Origin of the sequence: Microbacterium nanhaiense (genome assembly GCF_014646015.1) — a bacterium.
GTDB lineage: Bacteria > Actinomycetota > Actinomycetes > Actinomycetales > Microbacteriaceae > Microbacterium > Microbacterium nanhaiense.
This window is the reverse complement of the sequence record NZ_BMMQ01000002.1, coordinates 323,960-345,017: the sequence shown is the minus strand read 5'-3', so window position 1 is coordinate 345,017 and position 21,058 is coordinate 323,960. Positions and strand designations below refer to the sequence as shown.

23 protein-coding genes are annotated in these 21,058 nt (G+C 69.2%); 14 read left to right on the top strand and 9 right to left on the bottom strand.

Going from position 1 to position 21,058, the window contains the following annotated elements:
* Positions 1-21: 21 nt before the first annotated feature.
* Together IEX05_RS04635 and IEX05_RS04630 are read left to right on the top strand one after the other, a co-directional pair.
* Positions 22-1,050, top strand: a complete 1,029-nt coding sequence (locus tag IEX05_RS04635; protein ID WP_188700210.1) for an Rv2578c family radical SAM protein — start codon at positions 22-24, stop codon at positions 1,048-1,050.
* An 80-nt stretch (positions 1,051-1,130) separates the two neighbouring features.
* The gene (locus IEX05_RS04630; protein ID WP_188700209.1) at positions 1,131-2,102 is read left to right on the top strand and encodes an aldo/keto reductase; all 972 of its coding nucleotides are present in this window, start codon (positions 1,131-1,133) and stop codon (positions 2,100-2,102) included.
* Between the two features lie 28 nt (positions 2,103-2,130).
* On the opposite strand, the gene IEX05_RS04625 is transcribed toward IEX05_RS04630, so the two are convergent.
* Positions 2,131-2,748: a DNA-3-methyladenine glycosylase gene (locus tag IEX05_RS04625; protein ID WP_188700208.1), complete on the bottom strand. Its 618-nt coding sequence runs from the start codon at positions 2,746-2,748 to the stop codon at positions 2,131-2,133.
* 90 nt (positions 2,749-2,838) lie between these two features.
* On the opposite strand from IEX05_RS04625, the gene IEX05_RS04620 reads away from it, so the two are divergent.
* The 6 genes from IEX05_RS04620 (at position 2,839) to IEX05_RS04595 (ending at position 6,687) form a co-directional block, all read left to right on the top strand.
* Entirely contained in the window at positions 2,839-3,690 is an 852-nt protein-coding gene (locus IEX05_RS04620; protein ID WP_188700207.1) for a 3-hydroxyacyl-CoA dehydrogenase, read from the top strand.
* Between the two features lie 3 nt (positions 3,691-3,693).
* Positions 3,694-4,731, top strand: coding sequence for an NAD(P)H-dependent flavin oxidoreductase (locus IEX05_RS04615; RefSeq protein WP_188700206.1), 1,038 nt, complete (start codon positions 3,694-3,696; stop codon positions 4,729-4,731).
* 84 nt (positions 4,732-4,815) lie between these two features.
* Positions 4,816-5,478 (top strand): RNase H family protein, encoded by a 663-nt coding sequence (locus IEX05_RS04610; RefSeq protein ID WP_188700205.1) that lies wholly within the window; start codon positions 4,816-4,818, stop codon positions 5,476-5,478.
* 125 nt (positions 5,479-5,603) lie between these two features.
* A complete protein-coding gene (locus IEX05_RS04605; protein WP_188700204.1) occupies positions 5,604-5,945 on the top strand; it encodes a metallopeptidase family protein in 342 nt (113 codons plus the stop codon).
* Positions 5,942-6,229 (top strand): ATP-dependent Clp protease adapter ClpS, encoded by a 288-nt coding sequence (gene clpS / locus IEX05_RS04600; protein ID WP_188700203.1) that lies wholly within the window; start codon positions 5,942-5,944, stop codon positions 6,227-6,229. Before IEX05_RS04605 ends, clpS begins: the two co-directional genes overlap by 4 nt.
* On the top strand, positions 6,226-6,687 hold the full coding sequence (locus IEX05_RS04595) for a DUF2017 family protein (RefSeq protein WP_188700202.1): 462 nt from the start codon (positions 6,226-6,228) through the stop codon (positions 6,685-6,687). The genes clpS and IEX05_RS04595 overlap by 4 nt, the downstream gene beginning before the upstream one ends.
* On the opposite strand, the gene IEX05_RS04590 is transcribed toward IEX05_RS04595, so the two are convergent.
* The 7 genes from IEX05_RS04590 to IEX05_RS04560 form a co-directional block, all read right to left on the bottom strand.
* The gene (locus tag IEX05_RS04590) at positions 6,663-7,232 is read right to left on the bottom strand and encodes a nucleoside/nucleotide kinase family protein (RefSeq protein ID WP_188700201.1); all 570 of its coding nucleotides are present in this window, start codon (positions 7,230-7,232) and stop codon (positions 6,663-6,665) included. The genes IEX05_RS04595 and IEX05_RS04590 overlap by 25 nt on opposite strands.
* Positions 7,211-7,537, bottom strand: a complete 327-nt coding sequence (locus tag IEX05_RS04585) for a hypothetical protein (protein WP_188700200.1) — start codon at positions 7,535-7,537, stop codon at positions 7,211-7,213. Before IEX05_RS04585 ends, IEX05_RS04590 begins: the two co-directional genes overlap by 22 nt.
* A gap of 17 nt (positions 7,538-7,554) precedes the next feature.
* The gene (gene dinB, locus IEX05_RS04580) at positions 7,555-8,805 is read right to left on the bottom strand and encodes a DNA polymerase IV (RefSeq protein WP_188700199.1); all 1,251 of its coding nucleotides are present in this window, start codon (positions 8,803-8,805) and stop codon (positions 7,555-7,557) included.
* An 81-nt stretch (positions 8,806-8,886) separates the two neighbouring features.
* Positions 8,887-10,395, bottom strand: coding sequence for an Asp-tRNA(Asn)/Glu-tRNA(Gln) amidotransferase subunit GatB (gene gatB / locus IEX05_RS04575; protein WP_188700198.1), 1,509 nt, complete (start codon positions 10,393-10,395; stop codon positions 8,887-8,889).
* A complete protein-coding gene (gene gatA / locus IEX05_RS04570) occupies positions 10,395-11,900 on the bottom strand; it encodes an Asp-tRNA(Asn)/Glu-tRNA(Gln) amidotransferase subunit GatA (RefSeq protein WP_188700197.1) in 1,506 nt (501 codons plus the stop codon). The genes gatB and gatA overlap by 1 nt, the downstream gene beginning before the upstream one ends.
* The gene (gene gatC, locus IEX05_RS04565) at positions 11,900-12,199 is read right to left on the bottom strand and encodes an Asp-tRNA(Asn)/Glu-tRNA(Gln) amidotransferase subunit GatC (RefSeq protein WP_188700196.1); all 300 of its coding nucleotides are present in this window, start codon (positions 12,197-12,199) and stop codon (positions 11,900-11,902) included. The genes gatA and gatC overlap by 1 nt, the downstream gene beginning before the upstream one ends.
* Positions 12,200-12,208: 9 nt before the next feature.
* A complete protein-coding gene (locus tag IEX05_RS04560; protein ID WP_188700195.1) occupies positions 12,209-12,430 on the bottom strand; it encodes a hypothetical protein in 222 nt (73 codons plus the stop codon).
* Positions 12,431-12,471: 41 nt separating this feature from the next.
* Between IEX05_RS04560 and IEX05_RS04555 the strand changes: the two genes are divergently transcribed.
* On the top strand, positions 12,472-12,900 hold the full coding sequence (locus tag IEX05_RS04555) for a MarR family winged helix-turn-helix transcriptional regulator (RefSeq protein WP_188700194.1): 429 nt from the start codon (positions 12,472-12,474) through the stop codon (positions 12,898-12,900).
* On the opposite strand, the gene IEX05_RS04550 is transcribed toward IEX05_RS04555, so the two are convergent.
* On the bottom strand, positions 12,897-14,588 hold the full coding sequence (locus IEX05_RS04550) for a long-chain-fatty-acid--CoA ligase (RefSeq protein ID WP_188700193.1): 1,692 nt from the start codon (positions 14,586-14,588) through the stop codon (positions 12,897-12,899). The genes IEX05_RS04555 and IEX05_RS04550 overlap by 4 nt on opposite strands.
* 102 nt (positions 14,589-14,690) lie before the next feature.
* Between IEX05_RS04550 and IEX05_RS04545 the strand changes: the two genes are divergently transcribed.
* From IEX05_RS04545 to IEX05_RS04525, 5 genes are read left to right on the top strand one after another with little or no spacing between them, the layout of a single operon-like run.
* The gene (locus IEX05_RS04545; protein WP_229661123.1) at positions 14,691-15,710 is read left to right on the top strand and encodes a LacI family DNA-binding transcriptional regulator; all 1,020 of its coding nucleotides are present in this window, start codon (positions 14,691-14,693) and stop codon (positions 15,708-15,710) included.
* A gap of 57 nt (positions 15,711-15,767) precedes the next feature.
* Positions 15,768-17,105, top strand: a complete 1,338-nt coding sequence (locus IEX05_RS04540) for an ABC transporter substrate-binding protein (RefSeq protein WP_188700192.1) — start codon at positions 15,768-15,770, stop codon at positions 17,103-17,105.
* Complete coding sequence (locus IEX05_RS04535) at positions 17,102-18,037, top strand: carbohydrate ABC transporter permease (RefSeq protein ID WP_229661122.1); 936 nt, start codon at positions 17,102-17,104, stop codon at positions 18,035-18,037. The genes IEX05_RS04540 and IEX05_RS04535 overlap by 4 nt, the downstream gene beginning before the upstream one ends.
* Positions 18,034-18,879, top strand: a complete 846-nt coding sequence (locus IEX05_RS04530; protein WP_188700190.1) for a carbohydrate ABC transporter permease — start codon at positions 18,034-18,036, stop codon at positions 18,877-18,879. Before IEX05_RS04535 ends, IEX05_RS04530 begins: the two co-directional genes overlap by 4 nt.
* A 29-nt stretch (positions 18,880-18,908) precedes the next feature.
* A complete protein-coding gene (locus tag IEX05_RS04525) occupies positions 18,909-20,990 on the top strand; it encodes a beta-galactosidase (RefSeq protein WP_229661121.1) in 2,082 nt (693 codons plus the stop codon).
* The last annotated feature ends 68 nt before the right edge of the window (positions 20,991-21,058 follow it).

Genomic DNA, 21,058 nt, shown 5'->3' with positions numbered 1-21,058 from the left:
AATCTGTGTTCGAATATGGTCATGCGCTGGAGTGGACAGAGTATCGATGCCCAGACCGGCGGGCTACCGATCGCGGGCCTGTCCCGCACGGTCCGCACGCCGGAGTTCGCCGGTATGACCTTTCACGAGGTCCTCGCGAAGTCGGCGCTCAACCGCGTGCCCGAGGCCAGTTCGATGCCGTTCTCGTGGACGGTGAATCCATACCGGGGCTGCTCGCACGCCTGCGTCTACTGCTTCGCGCGGAGCACCCACCGCTATCTCGAGCTCGACGCCGGAGACGACTTCGACCGGCAGATCATCGTGAAGACCAATGTCGCCGAGGTGCTCCGAGCCGAGGTGCGCCGCCGTTCTTGGCGGCGCGAGCTCGTGGCGCTGGGATCGAACACGGACCCGTACCAGCGCGCAGAGGGCCGATACCGTCTGATGCCCGGCATCGTGCGGTCTCTGGCCGAGAGCGGCACGCCGATGTCGATCCTGACGAAGGGCACGCTGCTGCGACGCGACCTGCCGCTCATCGCGGAGGCGGCGCAGCACGTTCATGTCGACCTGGCGATGTCGATCGCGGTGTTCGACGACGCCCTCCAGCAGCGCGTCGAACCCGGGACCCCGACGACTGCCGCGCGATTGGCGACCGTGCGGGCCGCGGCCGACGCTGGCCTCGACGTGACGGTCTTCCTCATGCCCATCCTGCCGTGGCTCAGCGATTCGGCGGACGACCTCGAGCGCGCCGTCTCGGAGATCGCAGCCGCGGGAGCGCGGAGGGTCGTCTTCGGCGCCCTGCACCTGCGTCCCGGCGCGAAGGAGTGGTTCCTCGACTGGGTGGCGCGGGAGCACCCCGAGCTGGAGGCCGGCTACCGCCGCTTCTACGGCCAGGCGCACTACGCGCCGGCACCGTATCGGCGTCAGCTCGCACGACGCATGCGGCCGATCCTCGCCCGTCACGGGCTCGCCTCCATCGAGGACGAGGATCAGCCGGAGGCGCGCCGCGCGGCCCGCACTGCCGCGGCCGCTCCGGCGCTCAACGTCGGCTCCGGCCCCACGCTGTTCTGACGGCTTCACAGGGCGTCACACGCCTCCCCGCGCCGGGGGCGCCGCCGATAGCATCGGCGGAGAACCCTCGAAGGAGAACCATGGAGTATCGCCGCCTCGGCAACACCGGCATGTACGTGTCCCCCATCGCCCTCGGCTGTATGAGTTACGGCGACCCCGATCGCGGCTCGCACGGCTGGACGCTGGACGAAGAGGCGAGCCGCCCCTTCATCCGCGAGGCCGTGGAGCGCGGTATCAACTTCTTCGACACCGCGAACATGTACTCGCTCGGGCACAGCGAAGAGATCGTCGGCCGGGCGCTGCGCGACTTCGCAGACCGCGACGAGATCGTCCTGGCCACGAAGGTGTACATGGCGATGGGCGACGGCCCGAACAAGCGCGGGCTGTCGCGCAAGGCGATCATGCAGGAGATCGACAACAGCCTGCGCCGGCTCGGCACCGACTACGTCGATCTGTACATCATCCATCGATTCGACGAGAACACGCCGCTGCGCGAGACGCTCGAGGCGCTCAACGACGTCGTCCGATCGGGCAAGGCCCGGTACATCGGCGCGTCCTCGATGGCGGCGTGGCAATTCGCGACGGCACTCGGCATCCAGCGCGCCGAGGGATGGGCGCAGTTCGTGTCGATGCAGAGCCAATACAACCTCATCACCCGCGAGGACGAGCGCGAGATGATTCCGCTCTCGATCAACGACGGCATCGCGCTGACCCCGTGGAGCCCGCTCGCCCGCGGCCGTCTCACCCGGCCTTGGCAGGACCTCGGCGATCGCGCCGGATCCGATGCCCTCCTGCAGCGCCTCTACCGCCAGAACGAGGCAGCGGATCACGAGATCGCCGATGCCGTCGGCGCGATCGCCGAGGCGCGCGGCATCTCGCGCGCGCAGGTGGCGCTCGCATGGGTCAACGAAGCCCCCGGCATCACCGCACCGATCATCGGCGCGACGAAACCGCACCACCTCTCCGATGCCATCGCCTCCCTCGAGGTGCACCTCACCACCGAAGAGCGGGCCGCGCTCGAGGCACCCTACACGGCGCGCTGGCCGGAGTAATCCGGTTGCGGGGCGCGCCCGGCGGCCGTCACCCGCCGGCGTGTCCCGCCTCGGTCGCGGCTCGGCGCGGGCCCGGCGCACCGTGGTGCCGGGAGACGTAAGGGTTTCCGCGAAGATAGAAACGGCGCGGCAACTCGGCCGCCTTCGAGATCCCCACGCGCACGCCGGTCGCGATCTCTTCGTCCGGAGCCGGATCCCGCACCACGAGGGTGATCGGACCGTCCTCCAGGGATGAACCCGAGAGAGCGACGTCGGCGCCGAGCGCCTGGCCGAGCTTCCCGGGGCCGTTCGTCGCGCCGATTCCCTCGCGGCCCCGGCGCCGGGTGATCTCCTCGATCCCTTCGAGCGGCTCCGCCGCGCGGATCAGCACCCCCGCGCCGTGTCCCTCCGCGCCGGTGACGACGTTGCAGCAGTAGTGGATCCCCATCGACCGGTACACGTACAGATGACCGGCACCGAGGAACATGGCCGCATTGCGGGCGTTCTGACCACGGAAGGTATGGCTCGCCTCGTCGTGCTCGTCGTAGGCCTCGACCTCGACGATGCGCACCCGTACGCGCGGGCCGATGTCGCTCACGAGCTCGCATCCGAGCAGCCGCCGCGCCGCCCACTCGACGGGGGCGTTGAGAAAGTCGAGACGCGTCATGGTTCGATCCTCTCAAGGCCGATGCCCGAGCCCGGTGCGGCGCACGGGAGCAGAATGGAGGTATCCACTCTCCCCAGAAAGAAGGCAGCTATGCAGCAGGTAACGGTGCTCGGCACGGGCGTTCTCGGATCCCAGATCATCTTCCAGACCGCGTACGCGGGCAAGGATGTCGTGGCGTACGACATCAACGACGAGATCCTCGCGAAGCTACCGGCAAGGTGGGAGCAGCTGAAGCCCTTCTATCTCCGCGACCTGCCCGATGCGACGCCCGAATCGCTCGATGCCGCCGTGTCGCGGATCCGCGCGACGAGCGACCTCGCCGAGGCCGTCGCCGAGGCCGACATCGTCATCGAGGCCGTGCCCGAACGGCTCGACATCAAGCGCGACACCTGGCAGAAGGTCTCGGCCGTGGCCCCCGAGAACACGATCTTCGCCACGAACTCCTCCACGCTCCTGCCGAGCGACATCGTGAGCGCCGTCGACCGCCCGTCGAAGTTCCTCGCCCTGCACTTCGCGAACGAGATCTGGCGCAACAACACGGGCGAGGTGATGGCGCAGGAGCACACCGACCCGGCCGTCTTCGAAGAGGTCGCGCGCTTCGCCGAGGAGATCGGGATGGTTGCGATCCGCGTGAAGAAGGAACAGCCCGGCTACGTTCTCAACTCCCTTCTCGTTCCCCTCCTCGACGCGGCGGCCACCCTGTGGGTGCGCGGCGTCGCCGACATCGACGTCATCGATATGACGTGGCGCAAGGCGACCGGCGCACCGCTCGGGCCGTTCCAGATCTTCGACGTCGTCGGCATGACGACCCCCTACAACCTCAACAAGGACAGCTCCGACCCGGTCAAGCGCGAGTTCGCCGAGCGACTCAAGACCGACTACATCGACCAGGGTCGCCTCGGCGTCGCAACCGGCCGCGGCTTCTACGAGTACGGCGACTGATCCGTGGCCGGCTTCACCGACACCTTCGGTGTCACCCACCCGATTCTGCTCGGGGCGTTCGGCGGCCTCTCGTCGGTGGCGCTGACAGCCGCTGTCAGCAACGCGGGCGGCCTCGGCGCGTACGGACTCTATGGCTACGACGGCGACCGGATCCGCAAGACCGCAGCCGAGCTGAGGGCCGCAACCGATAAGCCGATCACGCTCAACATCTGGCTGCCGATGGGCGACGAGGCCGTGCCGACGGCTCAGCACGCCGTATTCGCACAGGCGCTCGAGCCGTTCTATTCGGCCGTCGGCGTGGAGACGCCCGCGCGCCCCGAGTCGTACATGCCGTCGCTCGAAGAACAGCTCGACGCGATCTGGGAGGCGGCGCCCGCCGCCCTCAGCGTCGTCTTCGGCGTTCCCTCACCGGAGCTCGTCGCGGAAGCCAGAGGCCGAGGGATCCGCGTGATCGGCACGGCGACGACCGTCGCCGAGGCCGTCGCGCTCGACGAGGCGGGGGTCGACGCGATCGTCGCCAGCGGGTCCGAGGCCGCGGGCCACCGCGTCTCCTTCCTGAAGCCCGCCGAGGACTCGCTCGTCGGGACTTTCGCCCTCGTTCCCCAGGTCGTCGACGCCGTGCGCGCTCCCGTCATCGCCGCTGGCGGCATCGCCGACCGGCGGGGCGTCGCGGCAGCCCTCGCCCTCGGCGCGTCCGGCGTGCAGGTCGGCACGGCGTTTCTCGCCACGCGCGAGTCCGCCGCCAACGCCGCTCATCGCGAGGCGATCCGGTCGACCGCCGCCGACGAGAGCGTGCTCACGCGGGCGATGAGCGGCCGCCTCGCACGCGGCGCGCGCAACCGGGCCGTACGGGCAATCGAGGCCGGCGGCATGATCGCGCCCTTCCCCGCGCAGAATTGGCTGACGGGAAAGTTCCGCGGCCCCGCCGGCCAGCAGAACCTCGGCGAGCTGCAGTCGCTCTGGCTCGGCCAGTCGGCCCCGCTCGCGCGTGGCGATTCAGCGAACGAGGTGTTCGCCGAGCTCGCGGCGGGTCTCCGGTAGCCGCGGCGGGCTCGCACCGTGCGCGCCCGGGCGCACCGCACGGGACCAGCCGTCGCCCAGCGGCGCGAAACCTAGGATGGACGGATGACGATCATCGCCGCCGCAGACGGATCCGCCCTCGGCAATCCTGGCCCCATGGGCTGGGCCTGGTACATCGACGACGCGAGCTGGGCCGCCGGCGGTGCCCCGTACGGCACAAACAACATCGGCGAGCTGACGGCGGTGCTCGAACTGCTTCGCGCGACCGCGCACACGGGCGAGGACCTCCTCATCCACTGCGACAGCCGCTACGTGATCGATTCGATCACCAAGTGGATGCCCGGCTGGAAGAAGAAGGGGTGGAAGAAGGCCAACGGCAAGCCGGTGCTCAACCTCGACATCATGCAGGCGCTCGATCGGGCCATGCAGGGCCGGCGCGTGCGCTTCGAGTGGGTGAAGGGCCACGCGGGCCACCCCCTCAACGAGGCGGCCGACGAACGGGCAAATGGCGCGGCGCGGGCCTACCAGAAGGGTTCGCCCGTGGCGAGCGGCCCGGGCTTCACCGGATCCGCGCCCGCGCTCCGCGACGCGGATCCGGATCCGGCGCCCCTCGCCCCGCCCGCCCAGCCGACTCTCTTCGACGGATTCGATGAGGAGCCGGCCGTGTCGCTGTCAATCTCCCTCTCGCCGGACGAACTCGAACGTCTCCGCGCACGCGCGCGGGAGGCGCGCCTCTCGCCGGAGCAGTTCCTCCGCGCGCTCATCTGAGCCGAACCGAACTCTCGGAAATGGCCCCGAACTGCGGATCCGATCGCGCGATCTCTCCGCAGTTCGGGATCATCTCCGCCGACCGAGCACGGCGCGATTCCGGTCCGCCTCGATAGAGTAGAGACATGAATGCCGAGGAGTTCGAAGCACTCGTCATCGAGGAGCTGGATCAGCTTCCGGACGACATGGTCGACGGGCTCGACAACGTGATCTTCGTCGTCGAGGACCGCCCGGAAGACGGATCCCTCGGCCTGCTCGGGCTCTACGACGGCGTCGCCGTGACCGAGCGCGGCTCCTACGGCATGGGCGAGCTGCCCGATCGCATCATCATCTACCGCGAGCCGCACCTCGAGCAGTGCGAAACGCTCGACGAGCTGCGCGACGAGGTGCACACCACCCTCGTCCATGAGATCGCGCACTTCTATGGCATCGACGACGAGCAGCTGCACGAACTGGGGTGGGCATGAGCACCCTCACCGACCGGCAGGCCGATGAGAAGCTCGAGGCGGCCCCCGACGTTCCCTGGCAGACCGTCGTGTGGGACGACCCGGTCAACCTCATGAGCTATGTCGTCCGCGTCTTCCGCCAGTACTTCGGTTTCTCGCAGGAGCTCGCCACCAAGCGCATGCTCCAGGTGCACCACGACGGCCACGCGGTCGTCGCCGAGGGCGCCCGCGAGCAGATGGAATTGCACGCCCAGGCCATGCACGACTACGGGCTGTGGGCGACCGTTCGAAAGGCACCCCAGTGACCCACGTGATCCTCACCCTGACCCGCGTGGAGGCCGCCCACCTGGCAGACCTCGTTGGCCAGTTCCAGACGCTCGTTACCGAATCCGACGGCGACCCCGCGGTCGAACGTCTCACGCCCGACGTCTACCCCGAGGATGCGGACGCATCCGGCGAGTTCCGTCGCGCGACGCGCGATGAGCTGCTGGGTCGTCGCGCCCACGACGCCGCGACCGTCGCCGCCGATCTCGCGCGCATCGAACCGGCGTCGGTCGACGAGGCGCTCTCCCCCGTCGACGTGTCGATCGCCGACCTCGAGCCGTGGCTGCGCACCCTCTCCGCGGTACGCCTCGTGCTGGCGAGCAGGCTCGGCATCACCGACGACGGTGAGCACGACGAGGACGACCCGGCATACGGCCTCTACGAGTGGCTCGGGTACCGGCTCGAGGGCCTCGTTCAGGTCGCCGAGAACGAGAGCTGAGCGAGCGCGGCAGGGTCGTTCGCCCGAATGTGCTCGTCCTCCTGATCCGCCCACATGTCCCAATAGGGGGCGAAGGCATCGCCGTCGCGCGTCAGGGCGAGGCGCTTGCGGACGTCGGGATCGCCATCGATCCAGATCGTCGTGCTGGCGTGCTCCGCGGCGCGCGGTGAGAGCGCTCCGCAGCCCTCGATCACGAGCGGTACGGCAGGATCCACCGCGGTGTCACGGTCCGCGAACTCGCCACGTTCCCAGTCCCAGCGGCGGTAGTGCCCGACGGATCCGCGCGCGTGCGCCTCGACGAGCCGGGCGGACGTTCGGGTCGCCCCGGCAAGACCCGCCCAGCCTTCGTAGAACTCGTCGAGCGACACGAGGCGTGCACCGCCGAGCTCCGCGATGCGGCGCGCGAGCGTCGTCTTCCCCGAACCGCTGCGGCCGTCGATCACGACGCGGCCGCGCGGATCCGTGCCGAGCACGCGAAGGGCCGCGCCGACCGCACGGTCGAACGCGGCCGAATCGAGAGCGTTCAGCGGCGCTTCTTGAGGCACTTGATGACGTAGCCGAGCGCGCGCCCGGCCACGCAGACGAACGGCGTGAGCACTGCGAGCAGCGTCACGGGGTTCGGCGCGAAACGGAACTCGCTGCCGCGACGGATGTACGCCCCCACGGGGAGCGAGAAGCCGCCACCGCCACCGCCACCGTTTCCGGCCTCGTCGTTGCCTCCTCCGAAGCCCGACCACGTCGCGGCGACCGGCAGGACCTTGACGCCGTCGAGGTCCTGCTGTTCGCCATAGGCGGCGGTCACGCCGAGCTTGCCGCTGATCTTTCCGAGTTCCATCGCGATGTTGGGCATGACATCAGCGTACCCGCTCAGTCGCTCTCTTCGGGCGGTCGTTCGGGAGGTCGACGCCCGTCCGCGCGAAGGTGGGTGGCGCGCGTGATCGACCCCGTTCCGAACCGTTCCGAGAGCTGATCGAGCGCGCCCTCGACCTGCTTCCACTCGCCGTCGTCGTCCCAGAGGGCGAGGGCCGCCGAACCCGCGGGGACGAGACGTTCCGCTCGGACGCCGATCAGCCGCACCGCGGCCCGCATGTCGACCCCGGCCAGGAGCTCTCGTCCCAACCGGCCGATGCGGTAACCGACGGCGGTCGGCTCCGAGAGCGACTGTGAGCGCGTGATCGTCTGGAAGTCGGCGAAGCGGAGCTTGATCGCCACGCCGCCCGCCTCCAGACCCCCTCGCCGCAACCGCACGGCAACGCGATCGGCGAGTCGCAGGATCTCGGCGTTCAGGAACTCGACGTCCGACACGTCGTGCGCGAAGGTCTCCTCGTGGGAGACGCTCTTCTCCACCCGCTCGGTCTCCACTCCGCGCGGATCGCGACCGTTGGCGAGCTCGTGCACCCGCTGTGCCTGTGCCGAGCCGAGGATCCGGGAGAGCGTTCCGACGGGCGTGTGACGCACATCGCGGATCGTGCGGATCGCCCGAGCCGCGAGGCTCTCCGCCGCCTTCGGCCCCACGCCCCACATCGAGCCCGCCGGTCGCGGATCGAGGAACTCCTGCGTGCGGGCGGCGGGGATGATGAGGCGTCCGTTCGGCTTCGACGCCGTCGACGCCATCTTCGCGACGTGCTTCGTCGCGGCACCGCCGACGCTGCACGTGATACCGATTTCCTCCTTCACCCGGCGACGGATCAGCGAAGCGACCTCGCCGGGCGATCCCCAGAGGCGTCGCACCCCGCGCACGTCGAGGAAGGCCTCGTCGATCGAGAGCGGTTCGACGAGCGGCGTGATGCTGCGGAAGATGTCCATCACGCGCGCAGACGTCTCGCGGTAGCGCTCGTATGTCGGCGGCACGACGAGCGCCTGAGGACAGCGCTGCAACGCCATGCCCAGCGGCATCGCGGAGCGCACGCCGAAGCGGCGAGCCTCGTACGAGGCGCTCGAGACCACCGAGCGACCATCGCGGTGCGCGATCACGACCGGCTTTCCCGCGAGCGAGGGATCGTCGAGCGTCTCCACCGCGACGAAGAACGCGTCCATGTCGACGTGGAGGATGTGCGCGCCCGTGTCATCCGCCCCGGGAGGCGAGTACAGCCTGCCCGAACCGTCCTGCTTGCTCACGGATCCATTGTCGCGGATCCCCCTGACAAACGAAGCGGCCGGCTCCCGTGTCACGGGAGCCGGCCGCCGACGCGGATCCGCTCAGGCCTGGGCGCGCTCGAGCACGAGCTCCCGCACCCGGGCGGCGTCGGCCTGGCCCTTCATGGCCTTCATCACGGCACCGATGACGGCGCCCGCCGCCTGCACCTTGCCGCCGCGGATCTTCTCGAGCACATCCGGCTGCGAGGCCAGCGCGTCATCGATCGCGGCGATGAGAGCCCCGTCATCGGACACGACGGCCAGTCCGCGGCCGTCGACGACCTCGCTCGGCGAACCCTCGCCAGCGATGACGCCCTCGAGCACCTGGCGCGCAAGCTTGTCGGTAAGGGTCCCCTCGTCGACGAGCCGCTGCAGCTCCGCGACGTGGGCGGGGCTCACGAGCTCGGCGGCCTCGCGGCCCTCGGCGTTCGCGACGCGGGCGATCTCTCCCGTCCACCACTTGCGCGCCGACGCGGCCGTCGCACCCGCGGCGATCGTCTGCTCGACGACATCGGTCAGGCCGGCGTTCGCAACGTCCTGGAACTCCAGGTCGGTGAAACCCCATTCGCCCTTGAGTCGTCGACGCTTCGCGGCGGGGGCCTCCGGAAGCTTCGCGCGAAGCTCCTCGATCAGCTCCTCGCTCGGCGCAACCGGCAGCAGGTCGGGCTCCGGGAAGTAGCGGTAGTCGTCGGCGTCGGACTTCGGGCGACCCGGCGAGGTCTCCCCCGTGTCCTCGTGCCAGTGGCGGGTCTCCTGCGTGATGGATCCGCCGTCGGCGAGAATCGCGGCCTGCCGGCGGATCTCGTATCGGACCGCGCGCTCGACGGAGCGCATCGAGTTGACGTTCTTCGTCTCGGTGCGGGTGCCGAGCTTCTCTGCCCCGCGGGGACGCAGCGAGACGTTGGCATCGCAGCGAATGTTGCCGCGCTCCATGCGCGCCTCGCTGATGCCGAGACCGCGCGCGATGTCGCGGATCGTCGCGAGATACGCCTTTGCGACCTCGGGGGCGCGGTGCTCCGTGCCGAAGATCGGCTTGGTGACGATCTCGACGAGCGGCACGCCCGCACGGTTGTAGTCGACGAGCGAGCTCGATGCGCCCTGGATGCGACCCGAGGTACCGCCGACGTGCGTCAGCTTGCCGGCGTCCTCCTCCATGTGCGCTCGCTCGATCGGAACGACGATGATCTCGCCGTCCTCGAGCTCGACCTCGACGGATCCCTCGAACGCGATCGGCTCGTCGTACTGGCTGATCTGGTAGTTCTTGCCGAGATCCGGGTAGAAGTAGTTCTTGCGCGCGAAACGGCTCGACGGTGCGATCGAGCAGCCGAGCGCGAGGCCCAGGCTGATCGAGCTGCGAATCGCCTCGGCGTTGACGACGGGCATGGAGCCCGGCAGGCCGAGGTCGACGGGAGCGACGAGCGTGTTCGGCTCGGCGTCGTGGAACTCCTCGTTCGCCGGGTTTCCCGCCGCGGAGAACATCTTCGTCTTGGTGTTCAGCTCGACGTGCACCTCGAGCCCGATGACGGGCTCGAACATCTCGAGTGCCTTGTCGAAGTCCATGAGCTTCGCCATCAGCGAGCGCCTCCGTTCAGTGCGGGTGCCTTGTCGAGCAGCGGACCGCCCCATTCCTCGACGAGCAGGGTCTCCAGGGCGGCGGAGACGCGGTACAGGCGTGCGTCCTCGTAGGCGGGAGCGAGGAACTGGATACCGACCGGCAGGCCGTCCTCGGCGGACAGGCCCGAGGGCAGCGTGATGCCCGGAATTCCCGCGAGGTTCGCGGGGATCGTGGCGAGGTCGTTGGCATACATCGCCAGCGGGTCGTCGAGCTTCTCCCCGAGCTTGAACGCCGTCGTGGGTGCCGCGGGCGTCGCGATGACGTCGACGTCCGCGAACGCGTTCGCGAAGTCCTGCTGGATGAGCGTGCGGACCTTCTGCGCGCTGCCGTAGTACGCGTCGTAGTATCCGGCCGAGAGCGCGTAGGTGCCGAGGATGATGCGTCGCTTGACCTCGGGACCGAAGCCGGCGTCGCGCGTCGCGGACATGACGTCCTCGACGGTACCGGGAACGTCGGCCCGCAGGCCGAAGCGCACGGAATCGAACTTCGCCAGGTTGCTCGATGCCTCGGCGGGCAGGATCAGATAGTAGGCGGCGGTCGCGTACTTGAAGTGCGGGGCACTGATCTCCACGACCTCCGCACCCGCGGCCTCCAGCTTCGCGACGGCGGCGCGGAACGAGTCGTCGACGCCCTTCGAGAAGCCGTGCAGCTCCTTGACGAGGCCGACCTTGAGTCCCTTGAGGACCTCGCCCGAGGCACCCTCGCGCGCGGCCTCGGCAAACGACGGCCACTGCGTCGTGAGCGAGGTCGCGTCATGCGGGTCGTGTCCGCCGATGACGTCGTGCAGCAGCGCCGAGTCGAGCACGGTGCGCGCGACGGGTCCGATCTGGTCGAGACTCGAGGCGAGCGCGATCGAACCGTAGCGGCTGACGCCGCCGTAGGTGGGCTTGACGCCCACGGTGCCGGTCACGTGTGCGGGCTGACGAATGGATCCGCCAGTGTCCGAGCCGAGGGCCAGGGGCGCCTCGAAGGCCGCGACGGCCGCGGCCGAGCCGCCGCCGGATCCGCCGGGAATCCGGTCGAGGTCCCACGGGTTGTGGGTCGGTCCGTACGCCGAGAACTCGGTCGACGAGCCCATCGCGAACTCGTCCATGTTGGTCTTGCCGAGCGGCACGAGCCCTGCCTCGCGCGACTTCGCGACGACGGTGGCGTCGTAGGGCGACATGTAGCCCTCGAGGATCTTCGACGCGGACGTGGAGGGCATGTCGGTGGTGACGAGAACGTCCTTCACGGCCAGGGGAACGCCCGCCAGCTCGTGGAGGGCCTCTCCCGCCGCCCGGCGCTCGTCGATCGCGCGCGCGGCGTCGAGCGCGCCCTCGTTGACGTGCAGGAAGGCGTGCACATCGCCGTCGACGGCGGCGATGCGATCGAGGTGGGCCTGTGTGGCCTCGACGCTCGACACCTCGCCCGCGGCGAGCTTCGTCGCCAGCTCTGCGGCGGAAAGCCTGATCAGCTCGCTCATTACTGCTCCTCTCCGAGAATCGCGGTCACGCGGAAGCGCGAGCCATCGTGGTCGGGCGCGTTCTTCAGCGCCTCCTCGGTCGAGAGCATGTCTCCCGGGACGTCTTCGCGGAACACGTTCACGAGCGGGATCGGGTGGCTCGTGGCCACGACGTCGCTCGTCGCGACCTCACTCACCTCGGCGATGCTCGACACGATGGCATCGAGTTCGCCGGTGAGGCTGGTCACCTCTTCTTCGGACAGCTGGATCCTGGCGAGCACGCCGAGATGGCGCACGAGATCGGGGGTGATTTCAGACACGTCCCCAGTCTACGCGTCCGCGCCCGCGCCCTCCGGACAACGCAGGCCGCCATCCGGGCCGGGGATGTGCTCGTCCTTCGGCCGCCCGCAGTGTCCGCAGGGCGGCTCGGCGCGGGGACCGTACGGCCCGCGCGCGGCGGGCCCCGCGTACTTGATCAGCCTCGTGTTGATGTAGAGATACAGCCCGCCGGCCTCGCGGATCCGCTCGCGCAACGGCTTCTTCTGTGCCATAACTCTTAGTGTACTAACTAATTCCGGGATAGACTCCGGATATGACCGACGAGATGCTCCTGCTCGAGAACCAGCTGTGCTTCGCCCTCGTCACGGCCGCGCGCAACGTCGTCTCGGCCTACCGGCCGATCCTCGCACCCCTCGGCCTCACCCATCCGCAGTACCTCGTGATGCTCGCGCTCTGGGAGCGATCCCCGCGTTCGCTCACCGATCTCGCGGAGGAGATCGCGATGGATCCCGCGACCGCCTCACCGCTCGTCAAGCGCCTGGAGGCGCAGAGCCTCGTGACGCGTGAGCGCCGCGCGGGCGACGAGCGCCGGCTCGAGATCGCGCTCAGCGACGAGGGCCGAGCCCTCCGCGCCCGCGCGCTCGACGTGCCGCCGCAGGTCGCCGCCGCCACGGGCCTCTCCCTGGAACAGCTCGCGGCGATCCGCGACTCGCTCGCACCGCTCGCGGGCAGGCGAGCTTAGCGCTCGAGCAGCTGCTGCTTCACCTGGCGCCGCATGACCTTGCCGATCATCGACTTCGGCAGCTCGTCGACGACGACGAAACGGCGCGGGGCCTTGTAGGGCGTGAGGATGTTCTTCACGAAGGCGCGCACCTCCTCGGCGTCGAACTCCGGATCGCCGTCGAGCACGACGGCCGCGACGACTTCTTCACCGTGCTCCTTCGACGGCAGCCCGACGACGGCGGCATCGGCGATCGCGGGGTGCTGACGCAGCGCGATCTCCACCTCCGTCGGTGCCACGTTGAAGCCGCTCGTGATGATCAGCTCCTTGATGCGGTCGACAACCCGGAAGAAACCATCCTCGTCCATCTCGACGATGTCGCCGGTGCGGAACCAGCCGTCCACGAAGACTCGCTCGGTCTCCTCCGGACGGCCGTAATAGCCGCCGAACACCTGCGGGCCGCGCACGACGAGTTCGCCCGCCTCGCCCGGCGCGACGTCGACGCTCGGGTTGTCCGGGTCGACGACCCGGGCCTCGGTGCCCGGCAGCGGGAGCCCGATCGTGCCAGCCTTCCGAGCGTCCGAAACGGGATTCACGATCAGCACGGGCGAGCACTCGCTCAGGCCGTAGCCCTCGACGAGCATTCCGCCGGTTTCCTTCTCCCACGGCACGACGAGCGCATCGTCCAGCGCCATGGCCCCCGAGACGCCGATGCCGGTGCCCCGGAGCGACACGCCGCGCTCCTGCGCCCGCCCCAGCAGCCGTTCGGCGATCGGGGGAACGGCGGGGAGTACCGTCGCGGGGTACTTCTTCGTGACCTTGAGGACCATGTCCGGGTCGAACTTCGGGAAGAGCACCAGGCGCGCGGCGCGCGACATCGCGAACGTCAGGCAGAGGGTCAGCCCATACGCGTGGAACATCGGCAGCACGGCGTAGACGACGGTCCCCTCTCCGTTCGACACCTCCGGCGTCCAGGCCCGCGCCTGCGCCGCGTTCGCGAGGAGGTTCCGGTGCGTGAGCGTTGCGCCCTTGGGATCCCCCGTGGTGCCGCTCGTGTACTGGATCACCGCGGTGTCGTCGGTGTCGGGAGCTGGAACATCGGATCCGATCGGCGCGTACCCGACGATGGCCTCCCAGCTGACGGCGCCGCGCACGCGCTCGGTGAGCTGCGCGCGCTGGGCCTTGAGCTTCGGCACCGGCAGGCTCAGCGCCGCGCGCATGTACCCCGGCATCCCGCGAGTGATGTCGACCGAGATGAGCGAGGAGACGGCGAGATCCTGCGGGAACTCCTGAATGGTCTTGGCGACCTTGCTCCAGACGATCGCGTGCTTCGCGCCGTGATCCTCGAACTGCTTGCGCAGCTCCCGAGCGGTGTAGAGCGGATTGTGCTCGACGACGATCGCGCCGAGGCGGAGCACCGCGTAAAAGGCGATGATGTGCTGGGAACAGTTCGGAAGGACGAGGGCGACGGGGTCGCCGCGGCGCACTCCCTGCGCGTAGAGCCCCGCGGCCGCGCGCTCGATCGCCTCGTCCAGCTGACGGTAGTTCGTGACGCGTCCGAAGAACTCGAGCGCCGGCGCATCCGGATGTTCTCTGGCCGAATCACGCACGAGATCGAGGAGCGAACCGCTCATCTCCGGAAGGTCATCGGGGACGCCGGGTGCGTACGAGGCGATCCACGGGCGCGGCGGGTTGAACGCTTCAGTCACAGAGCCATCGTATGCGGACGCGGGCGTGTGCCCCGAACGTCGTGAGGCTTGACTACGCAGTCAGATCCGTCTAGCGTCTTAGTCGAACGAGGAGGTTCGCCCTTGCCCGCACCGACATCCCCCGCGCGTCGCGTATCAATGGTCGACGTCGCGCGCGCGGCCGGCGTCTCGCAGAAGACCGTCTCCCGCGTCGTGAACGACGAACGCTACGTGACCGACGAGGTGCGCGAGCGGGTCCAGCGGGCGATCGAGATGCTCGGATTCCGCCCGAACGGCGCCGCGCGCGCCCTCGTGACGCGCCGCTCGCAGCGCATCGGTGTCGTGACCATGGGAGGAACGACGCTGCACGGCCCGGTGTCGGTGCTCGCCGGCGTCGAGGACGAGGCCCGCCGCGCCGGCTACGCGCTGAGCATCGTGAGCACGACGCCGGGCGGCGGCCGCGAGATCCAGGCGGCCGTGGACTCGCTCGTGAGTCAGGGCGTGGAGGCGATCATCGTGTCGGAACCGCAGGACTTCGGCGCGCGCCGCCTCGACGTCCCGGACGGCATCGAGGTGCTGACCTTCAGCTCACAAGCGGTCACGTCGTCGACGCGCGAGTTCCTCGCATACACCGATGAGAGCGCCGGCGCATTCGAGGCGACGCGGCACCTCCTCACGCGCGCGCCGCGCGTCGATCACATCGCGGGGCCGCCCGATTGGCTGGCGAGCCGCAGCCGGCTCCGCGGCTGGCGCAGTGCCCTCACGGAGGCGGGCGCCGAGATCCCCGAGCCGGTACCGGGCGACTGGTCGCCGCGATCGGGGCTCGAGGCGATGCGGATACTCCTCGGCCGCGGCGCTCGCGCGGTGTTCGCCGCGAACGACCAGATGGCGATAGGCGCGATGCACGCGGTGCACGAGGCGGGCCTCACGGTGGGCGCTGATGTCGCGATCGTCGGCTTCGACGACCTCGACGTCGCGGAGTACCTCACCCCGCCCCTGTCGTCTGTACAGCGAGACTTCCGCGCAGTGTCGCGCGTCGGGATGCGCGAACTGCTCGCCCGGCTCGACGGCGCCGATCCGGCCACTCCTCCCGGCGCCGTCGATTCTCGGCTCGTCGTGCGGGCGTCGAGCGCGCCGGCCTAGCCACCCTCCTCCCCCTGTCCCATTCGTTCGATATGACAACGTAGTCAGGAGTCGCACATGACACCACCGTCCCCCTCGATCTCGAGGCGCGGGCTCTTCCGGCTCGCCGCCGGTGCCGGAGGGCTCGCCCTCCTCGCCGGGCTCACCGGATGCACCCCGCCCTCCGGCCCGCCCATCGGCTCGGGCGAGATCGACCTGTCGTTCTGGACCCACGATGACGCGTACGTGCGCTTCTTCACCGAGGCGGTTCCGCGCGCCGAGGCGGCGAGCGCCTTCCGGTACGCGCTCGGCGTGACAAAGGCCGGCGCGGCCGACATCGTGACGAAGCTCATCGCACAGGCGGTCGCGGGCACCGGAACGCCCGACGTCGTCGGGCTCGAGATCGGCGCATTCACGCGCACGCTGCGCGGCACCATCGCGTCGGAGCTCCTCACCGACCTCACCGACATCGTCGCCCCCTTCGGCGACGACCTGATGAGCGCTCGCACCGCGCCATTCAGCAAGGACGGCAGGCTCTACGCGCTCGACTCCGACACGCCGATGACTGTCTACTACCACCGCGGTGACGAGTTCGAACGCCTCGGACTCCCCGACACCTTCGGCACCTGGGACGACTTCCTCGCGACCGGTGCGAAGCTCGCGGACTCCGACGGGGTCTCCCTCGGAGCGATCGCGACGAGCGACCCGGGCGGAACCGTGCAGACGTTCCACGTGCACCTGCTGCAACGAGGCGGCGGCCTCTTCGATGCGGCCGGTGAGCCCACCCTCGAGACGCCCGAAGCCGAGGACACCCTCCGCATGCTCGTCGCGGGCGTGCAGTCGGGCGCCCTCGCGACGGTGTCCGACATGTACGGTCCCGGCATGCAGAGCGGGCTGAAGTCCGGCAAGATCATCGGCGTCAACATGCCTTCGTGGTACTCGACGTACGGCATTCAGCCCAGCGCACCCGAGCAGGAGGGGCTCTGGCGGATCTCGCCGCTGCCGCGGTTCGCCGGGGGCGGCGGACGCACCGGGGCGGGCGGAGGAACAGGATTCGCGGTGCTCCGCGACAAGCCGGCATCGGAGGCCGGCGTCCAGCTGATCACCGCCGCCTACCTGGATCCCGAGCAGCAGATCAAACGTTACCGGGACATGGGCTACCTACCGACCCTTCGATCCGTCTACGACTCCCCGGAGCTCGCTGCGCTCGAAGACGGGTTCTTCGGCGGTCAGCGCCTCTTCGAGGTGTACCGCGACATCGTCGACGAGGCCCCCGAGATCCATCAGAGCGAGAACCAGTCGATCATGGACACGGTACTCTCCGGCCACCTGCTCCGCGCCTACCGCGGTCAGGCCACACCTGCCGAGGCGCTCACCGATGCCGCACGCGACTTCCGAGGGCAGGCACGAGGATGATGTCGACCCACACGGAACTCACCGTCGTCCCCACCGAGCTGCGCCGGAAGCACGGCGGGCGCAGCCTCCGCGGCGGCGCCGCGCCCTACCTGTTCATCGCGCCCTTCTACGTGCTCTATGCGCTGTTCATGATCGTGCCCGTGCTCGCCGCGATCGCGCTGTCCACGACGGAGTGGGTCGGTATCGGAATGCCCGCCTTCGTCGGTCTGGACAACTATCTCGACCTCGCACGGGACACGAGCTTCGGCGGAGCACTCGCCAACTCCGGCATCTACACGCTGATCGCCGTGATCATCGTCGTGCCGCTGTCGCTGCTCGTCGCGCAGGGGCTGGCCGCCAAGGGGCTGAAGTTCCGCGACGGCTTCCGCGTGGCGTACTTCGTGCCGATGGTGATCTCTCCGATCGTGATCGCGCTGATCTTCAGCCTCATCCTCGACCGCGATTACGGGCTGCTGAACGCGTCGCTTCACGCGCTCTTCGGGATCCCGAACGTCGACTGGCTCGGGGATCCGACGATCGCGAAGTTCGCGATCGGCTTCGTGCTGCTGTGGCGCACGGTCGGATATCTCACGATCTTCTTCCTCGCGGCGCTGCAGAACGTCCCGAAAGAGCTCTACGAGGCGGCCGCGCTCGACGGGGCGGGGCGCTGGCGCACCTTTCTCACCGTGACGCTTCCGTCGATCCGGCCGGTTGCGGCGTTCGTCGTCGTGACGAGCTTCATCAGCGCGGCCCAGCTCTTCGACGAGCCCTATCTGCTGACCAAGGGCGGCCCGGGCGAGTCGACCCTCAGCGTCGCGATGTTCATCTTCCGCGCCGCCTTCGAGCGCCAGCAGTTCGGGTACGCGGCGGCCGCCGGCGTCGTGCTGTTCGCGATCGTTTTCCTCGTGAGCCAGGCGCTCAACCGCATTCTCGGCATCGGGAGGGACCAATGACCACCACCATCGCCACCCCCGCCGCGCGCGTGCGCCGCGGCCTGCTCTACACGACCCTCGTCGCGCTGCTCGTGGTGTTCATCGCCCCGCTCGTCTGGGCGATCAGCGGATCCTTCAAGAGCCGCGGCGACATCTTCGAGACTCCCCCGCGGCTGATCCCCGGCCCCATCACGGCCGAGAACTACGCGAATCTCCTCGGATCCCAGCCCTTCTTCGCGTGGTTCGGGATGAGCGTCGGTACGGCTCTCATCGCGACCGTGATCTCCGTGTTCGTGTGCGCGCTCGCGGGCTATGGCTTCGCGAAGTTCCGATTCCGCGGGCGCCGGGTGCTGTTCACGATCATGTTCAGCTCGCTGTCGATCCCCTTCGCCGTGATCCTTGTGCCGCTGTTCATCCTCGTCGTGAAGTCCGGCCTCCAGACGCCGTGGTTCTCGCTCATCGTTCCGTGGGTCGCCCCCGCGTTCGGCATCTTCATGATGCAGCAGTTCATCGTGCAGTCGATTCCCGACGACATCATCGAGGCGGCCCGGATCGACGGCACGACCGAGTTCGGCACCTTCTGGCGCATCGTGCTGCCGCTCCTGCGCCCCTCGCTGGGCGCACTCGCCGTGTGGAGCTTCCTGCAGACCTACAACAGCTTCCTCTGGCCGCTGGTGCTCATCTCGGACCAGGACCAGTACACGCTGCCCCTCGGCCTGAACATTCTCTTCGCGTCCGAGAACCGCTCCTACGATCTCGTCCTCGCGGGCGCGGTTCTCGCCTCGATTCCGACCATCCTCGTGTTCATCCTGCTCCGCAAGCAGCTGCTCGAGGGACTCACCGCCGGGGCGGTCAAGGGATGACCGCCCCGACGCACAACGAAAGGACCACCGTGTCGCACCTGAATGACGCCGTTCTCTTCGGCGCCGCGTACTACCACGAGTATCAGCCGTCGCCCCGGCTCGAGGAGGACATGCGCCTCATGAAGGAGGCCGGGTTCTCCGTCATTCGAGTCGGCGAGTCGGTGTGGTCGACCTGGGAGCCCGATGACGGTCGCTTCGACCTCGAATGGCTCGCTCCCGTGCTCGACGCCGCGCACGTGCACGGCATCGCGGTGATCCTCGGCACGCCAACCTATGCCGCGCCGCCGTGGCTCGTGCGCCAGCTGCCGGAGATCAACGCGGAGCTGCGCACGGGCGAAAGGATGGGCTGGGGCGCCCGGCAGGAGATCAACTACGCGCACCCCGCGTTTCTGTTCTACGCCGAGCGCATCATCCGCAAGATCGTCGCGCGCTACGCCGATCACCCCGCCGTGATCGGCTACCAGGTCGACAACGAGCCGGGCATGGTCCCGTTCTCCAACGACCAGGTCTTCCAGCGCTTCGTGAACCACCTCCGCCATCGTTACGGTTCGGTCGAGGAGCTCAACAGGCAGTGGGGGCTCACCTACTGGTCCCACCTGCTGAGCGACTGGGCCGACCTGTGGCGCCCGGACGGCAATGCCCAGCCCCAGTACTCGCTCGCCTGGCGCCGATTCCAGGCGGAGATCACCTCGCGGTTCATCTCCTGGCAGGCAGACATCGTGCGCGAGTACCGTCGCGAGGACCAGTTCGTGACGACCTGCATCGCCTACGACCGGGTCACCGCCGATGACGAAGACCTCGCGCGTGCCCTCGACGTGACCTCCGGCAATGCCTATTTCCGCATGCAGGACGAACTCGCCCTTCCGCGCACCGTCGACACCGAGCAGAACTGGACGCTCGCCGGCACCTGGGCACTGTTCGGTCTCGCCGATCGCATGTATGGCACGAAGCAGGCCCCCTTTCTCGTCACCGAGACGAACGCGCAGGCGATCGGCCAGCAGTGGGTCAACAAACCCGGCTTCGACGGCCAGTGGCGCCAGGCCGCCTGGGCGCTCGTCTCCCGCGGCGCGAACATGATCGAGTATTGGCACTGGCACACCCTGCACGCGGGCGCCGAGACCTATTGGGGTGGCATCCTGCCGCACAGTGAGAAACCGGGGCGGGTGTACGAGCAGCTCGCGCAGATCGGGTCCGAGTTCCGCGCCGCCGGCGACCGGGTCACGCAACTGACGCCCGCCGTCGACGTGGGCGTGCTCTTCGATAACCCCAGCAAGTGGGCGCAGTCGGAGCAGCCGTTCCTCGGTGAGGGCATGCTGAAGGATTCGCGCACTCATCACACCGTGCGCGACGCATTCGTGCGAGGCACCTTCGAAGCCGGTCTTCAGGGCGGTACGGTGCACGCCGCGCAGCTGCGCGAGATGACCCCCGCCGACGCCGCCGCGCGCTTCCCCGTGCTGGTGGCGGCGGCCTTCACGGTAGCGAGCGACGACGACCTCGCATGGCTCCGCGATTACGCCTCCGCCGGCGGGCACCTGATCGTCGGGATCCGCACGGGGTACGAGGACGAGGAGGCGCGCGCCCGGCTCGAGACGAAACCGGCGTTCCTCGACGAGGCCGCCGGCGCCTGGTACGACGAGTTCAGCAATCTCTCCGCGCCGCTGTCCGTCACCGGGGCCGGTCTCGATCTGCCGGCGGGCGCGGCGGCGACGCTCTGGGCCGACGGCCTGCAGGTGACCGATGCGGACGCGCTCGTCCGCTATCAGCACCCGCACTTCGGGCGCTGGCCCGCCGTGACGACGCGGGTGCACGGGCGCGGCCGCGTCACCGTCGTCGGCACGGTCCCGAACCCCGAGTTCGCTCGAGCGCTCATGGATTGGGCCGTCGAGGTCTCGCACGCGACACCGGGTTGGCGCCCGCAGGCCGAGACGCAGTCGGTCTCCAACTCGAGCAACCAGCGGGGCGAGACGATCCATGTCGTGCACAACTGGTCGTGGGAGGCCAGCACGTACCAGCTGCCGGACGCGGCCACCGACGTGCTGACGGGCGAGCGCCTCGCCGCGGGCGGGTCGATCGAACTCGGGCCGTGGGACGTGCGCGTGCTCGCATCGTGAACCCACCGCGCTGAGTCATCGGCATCGCGCGCCGTCTGCACGTCTCCGCGGTCGTCTGGCATTCGTCG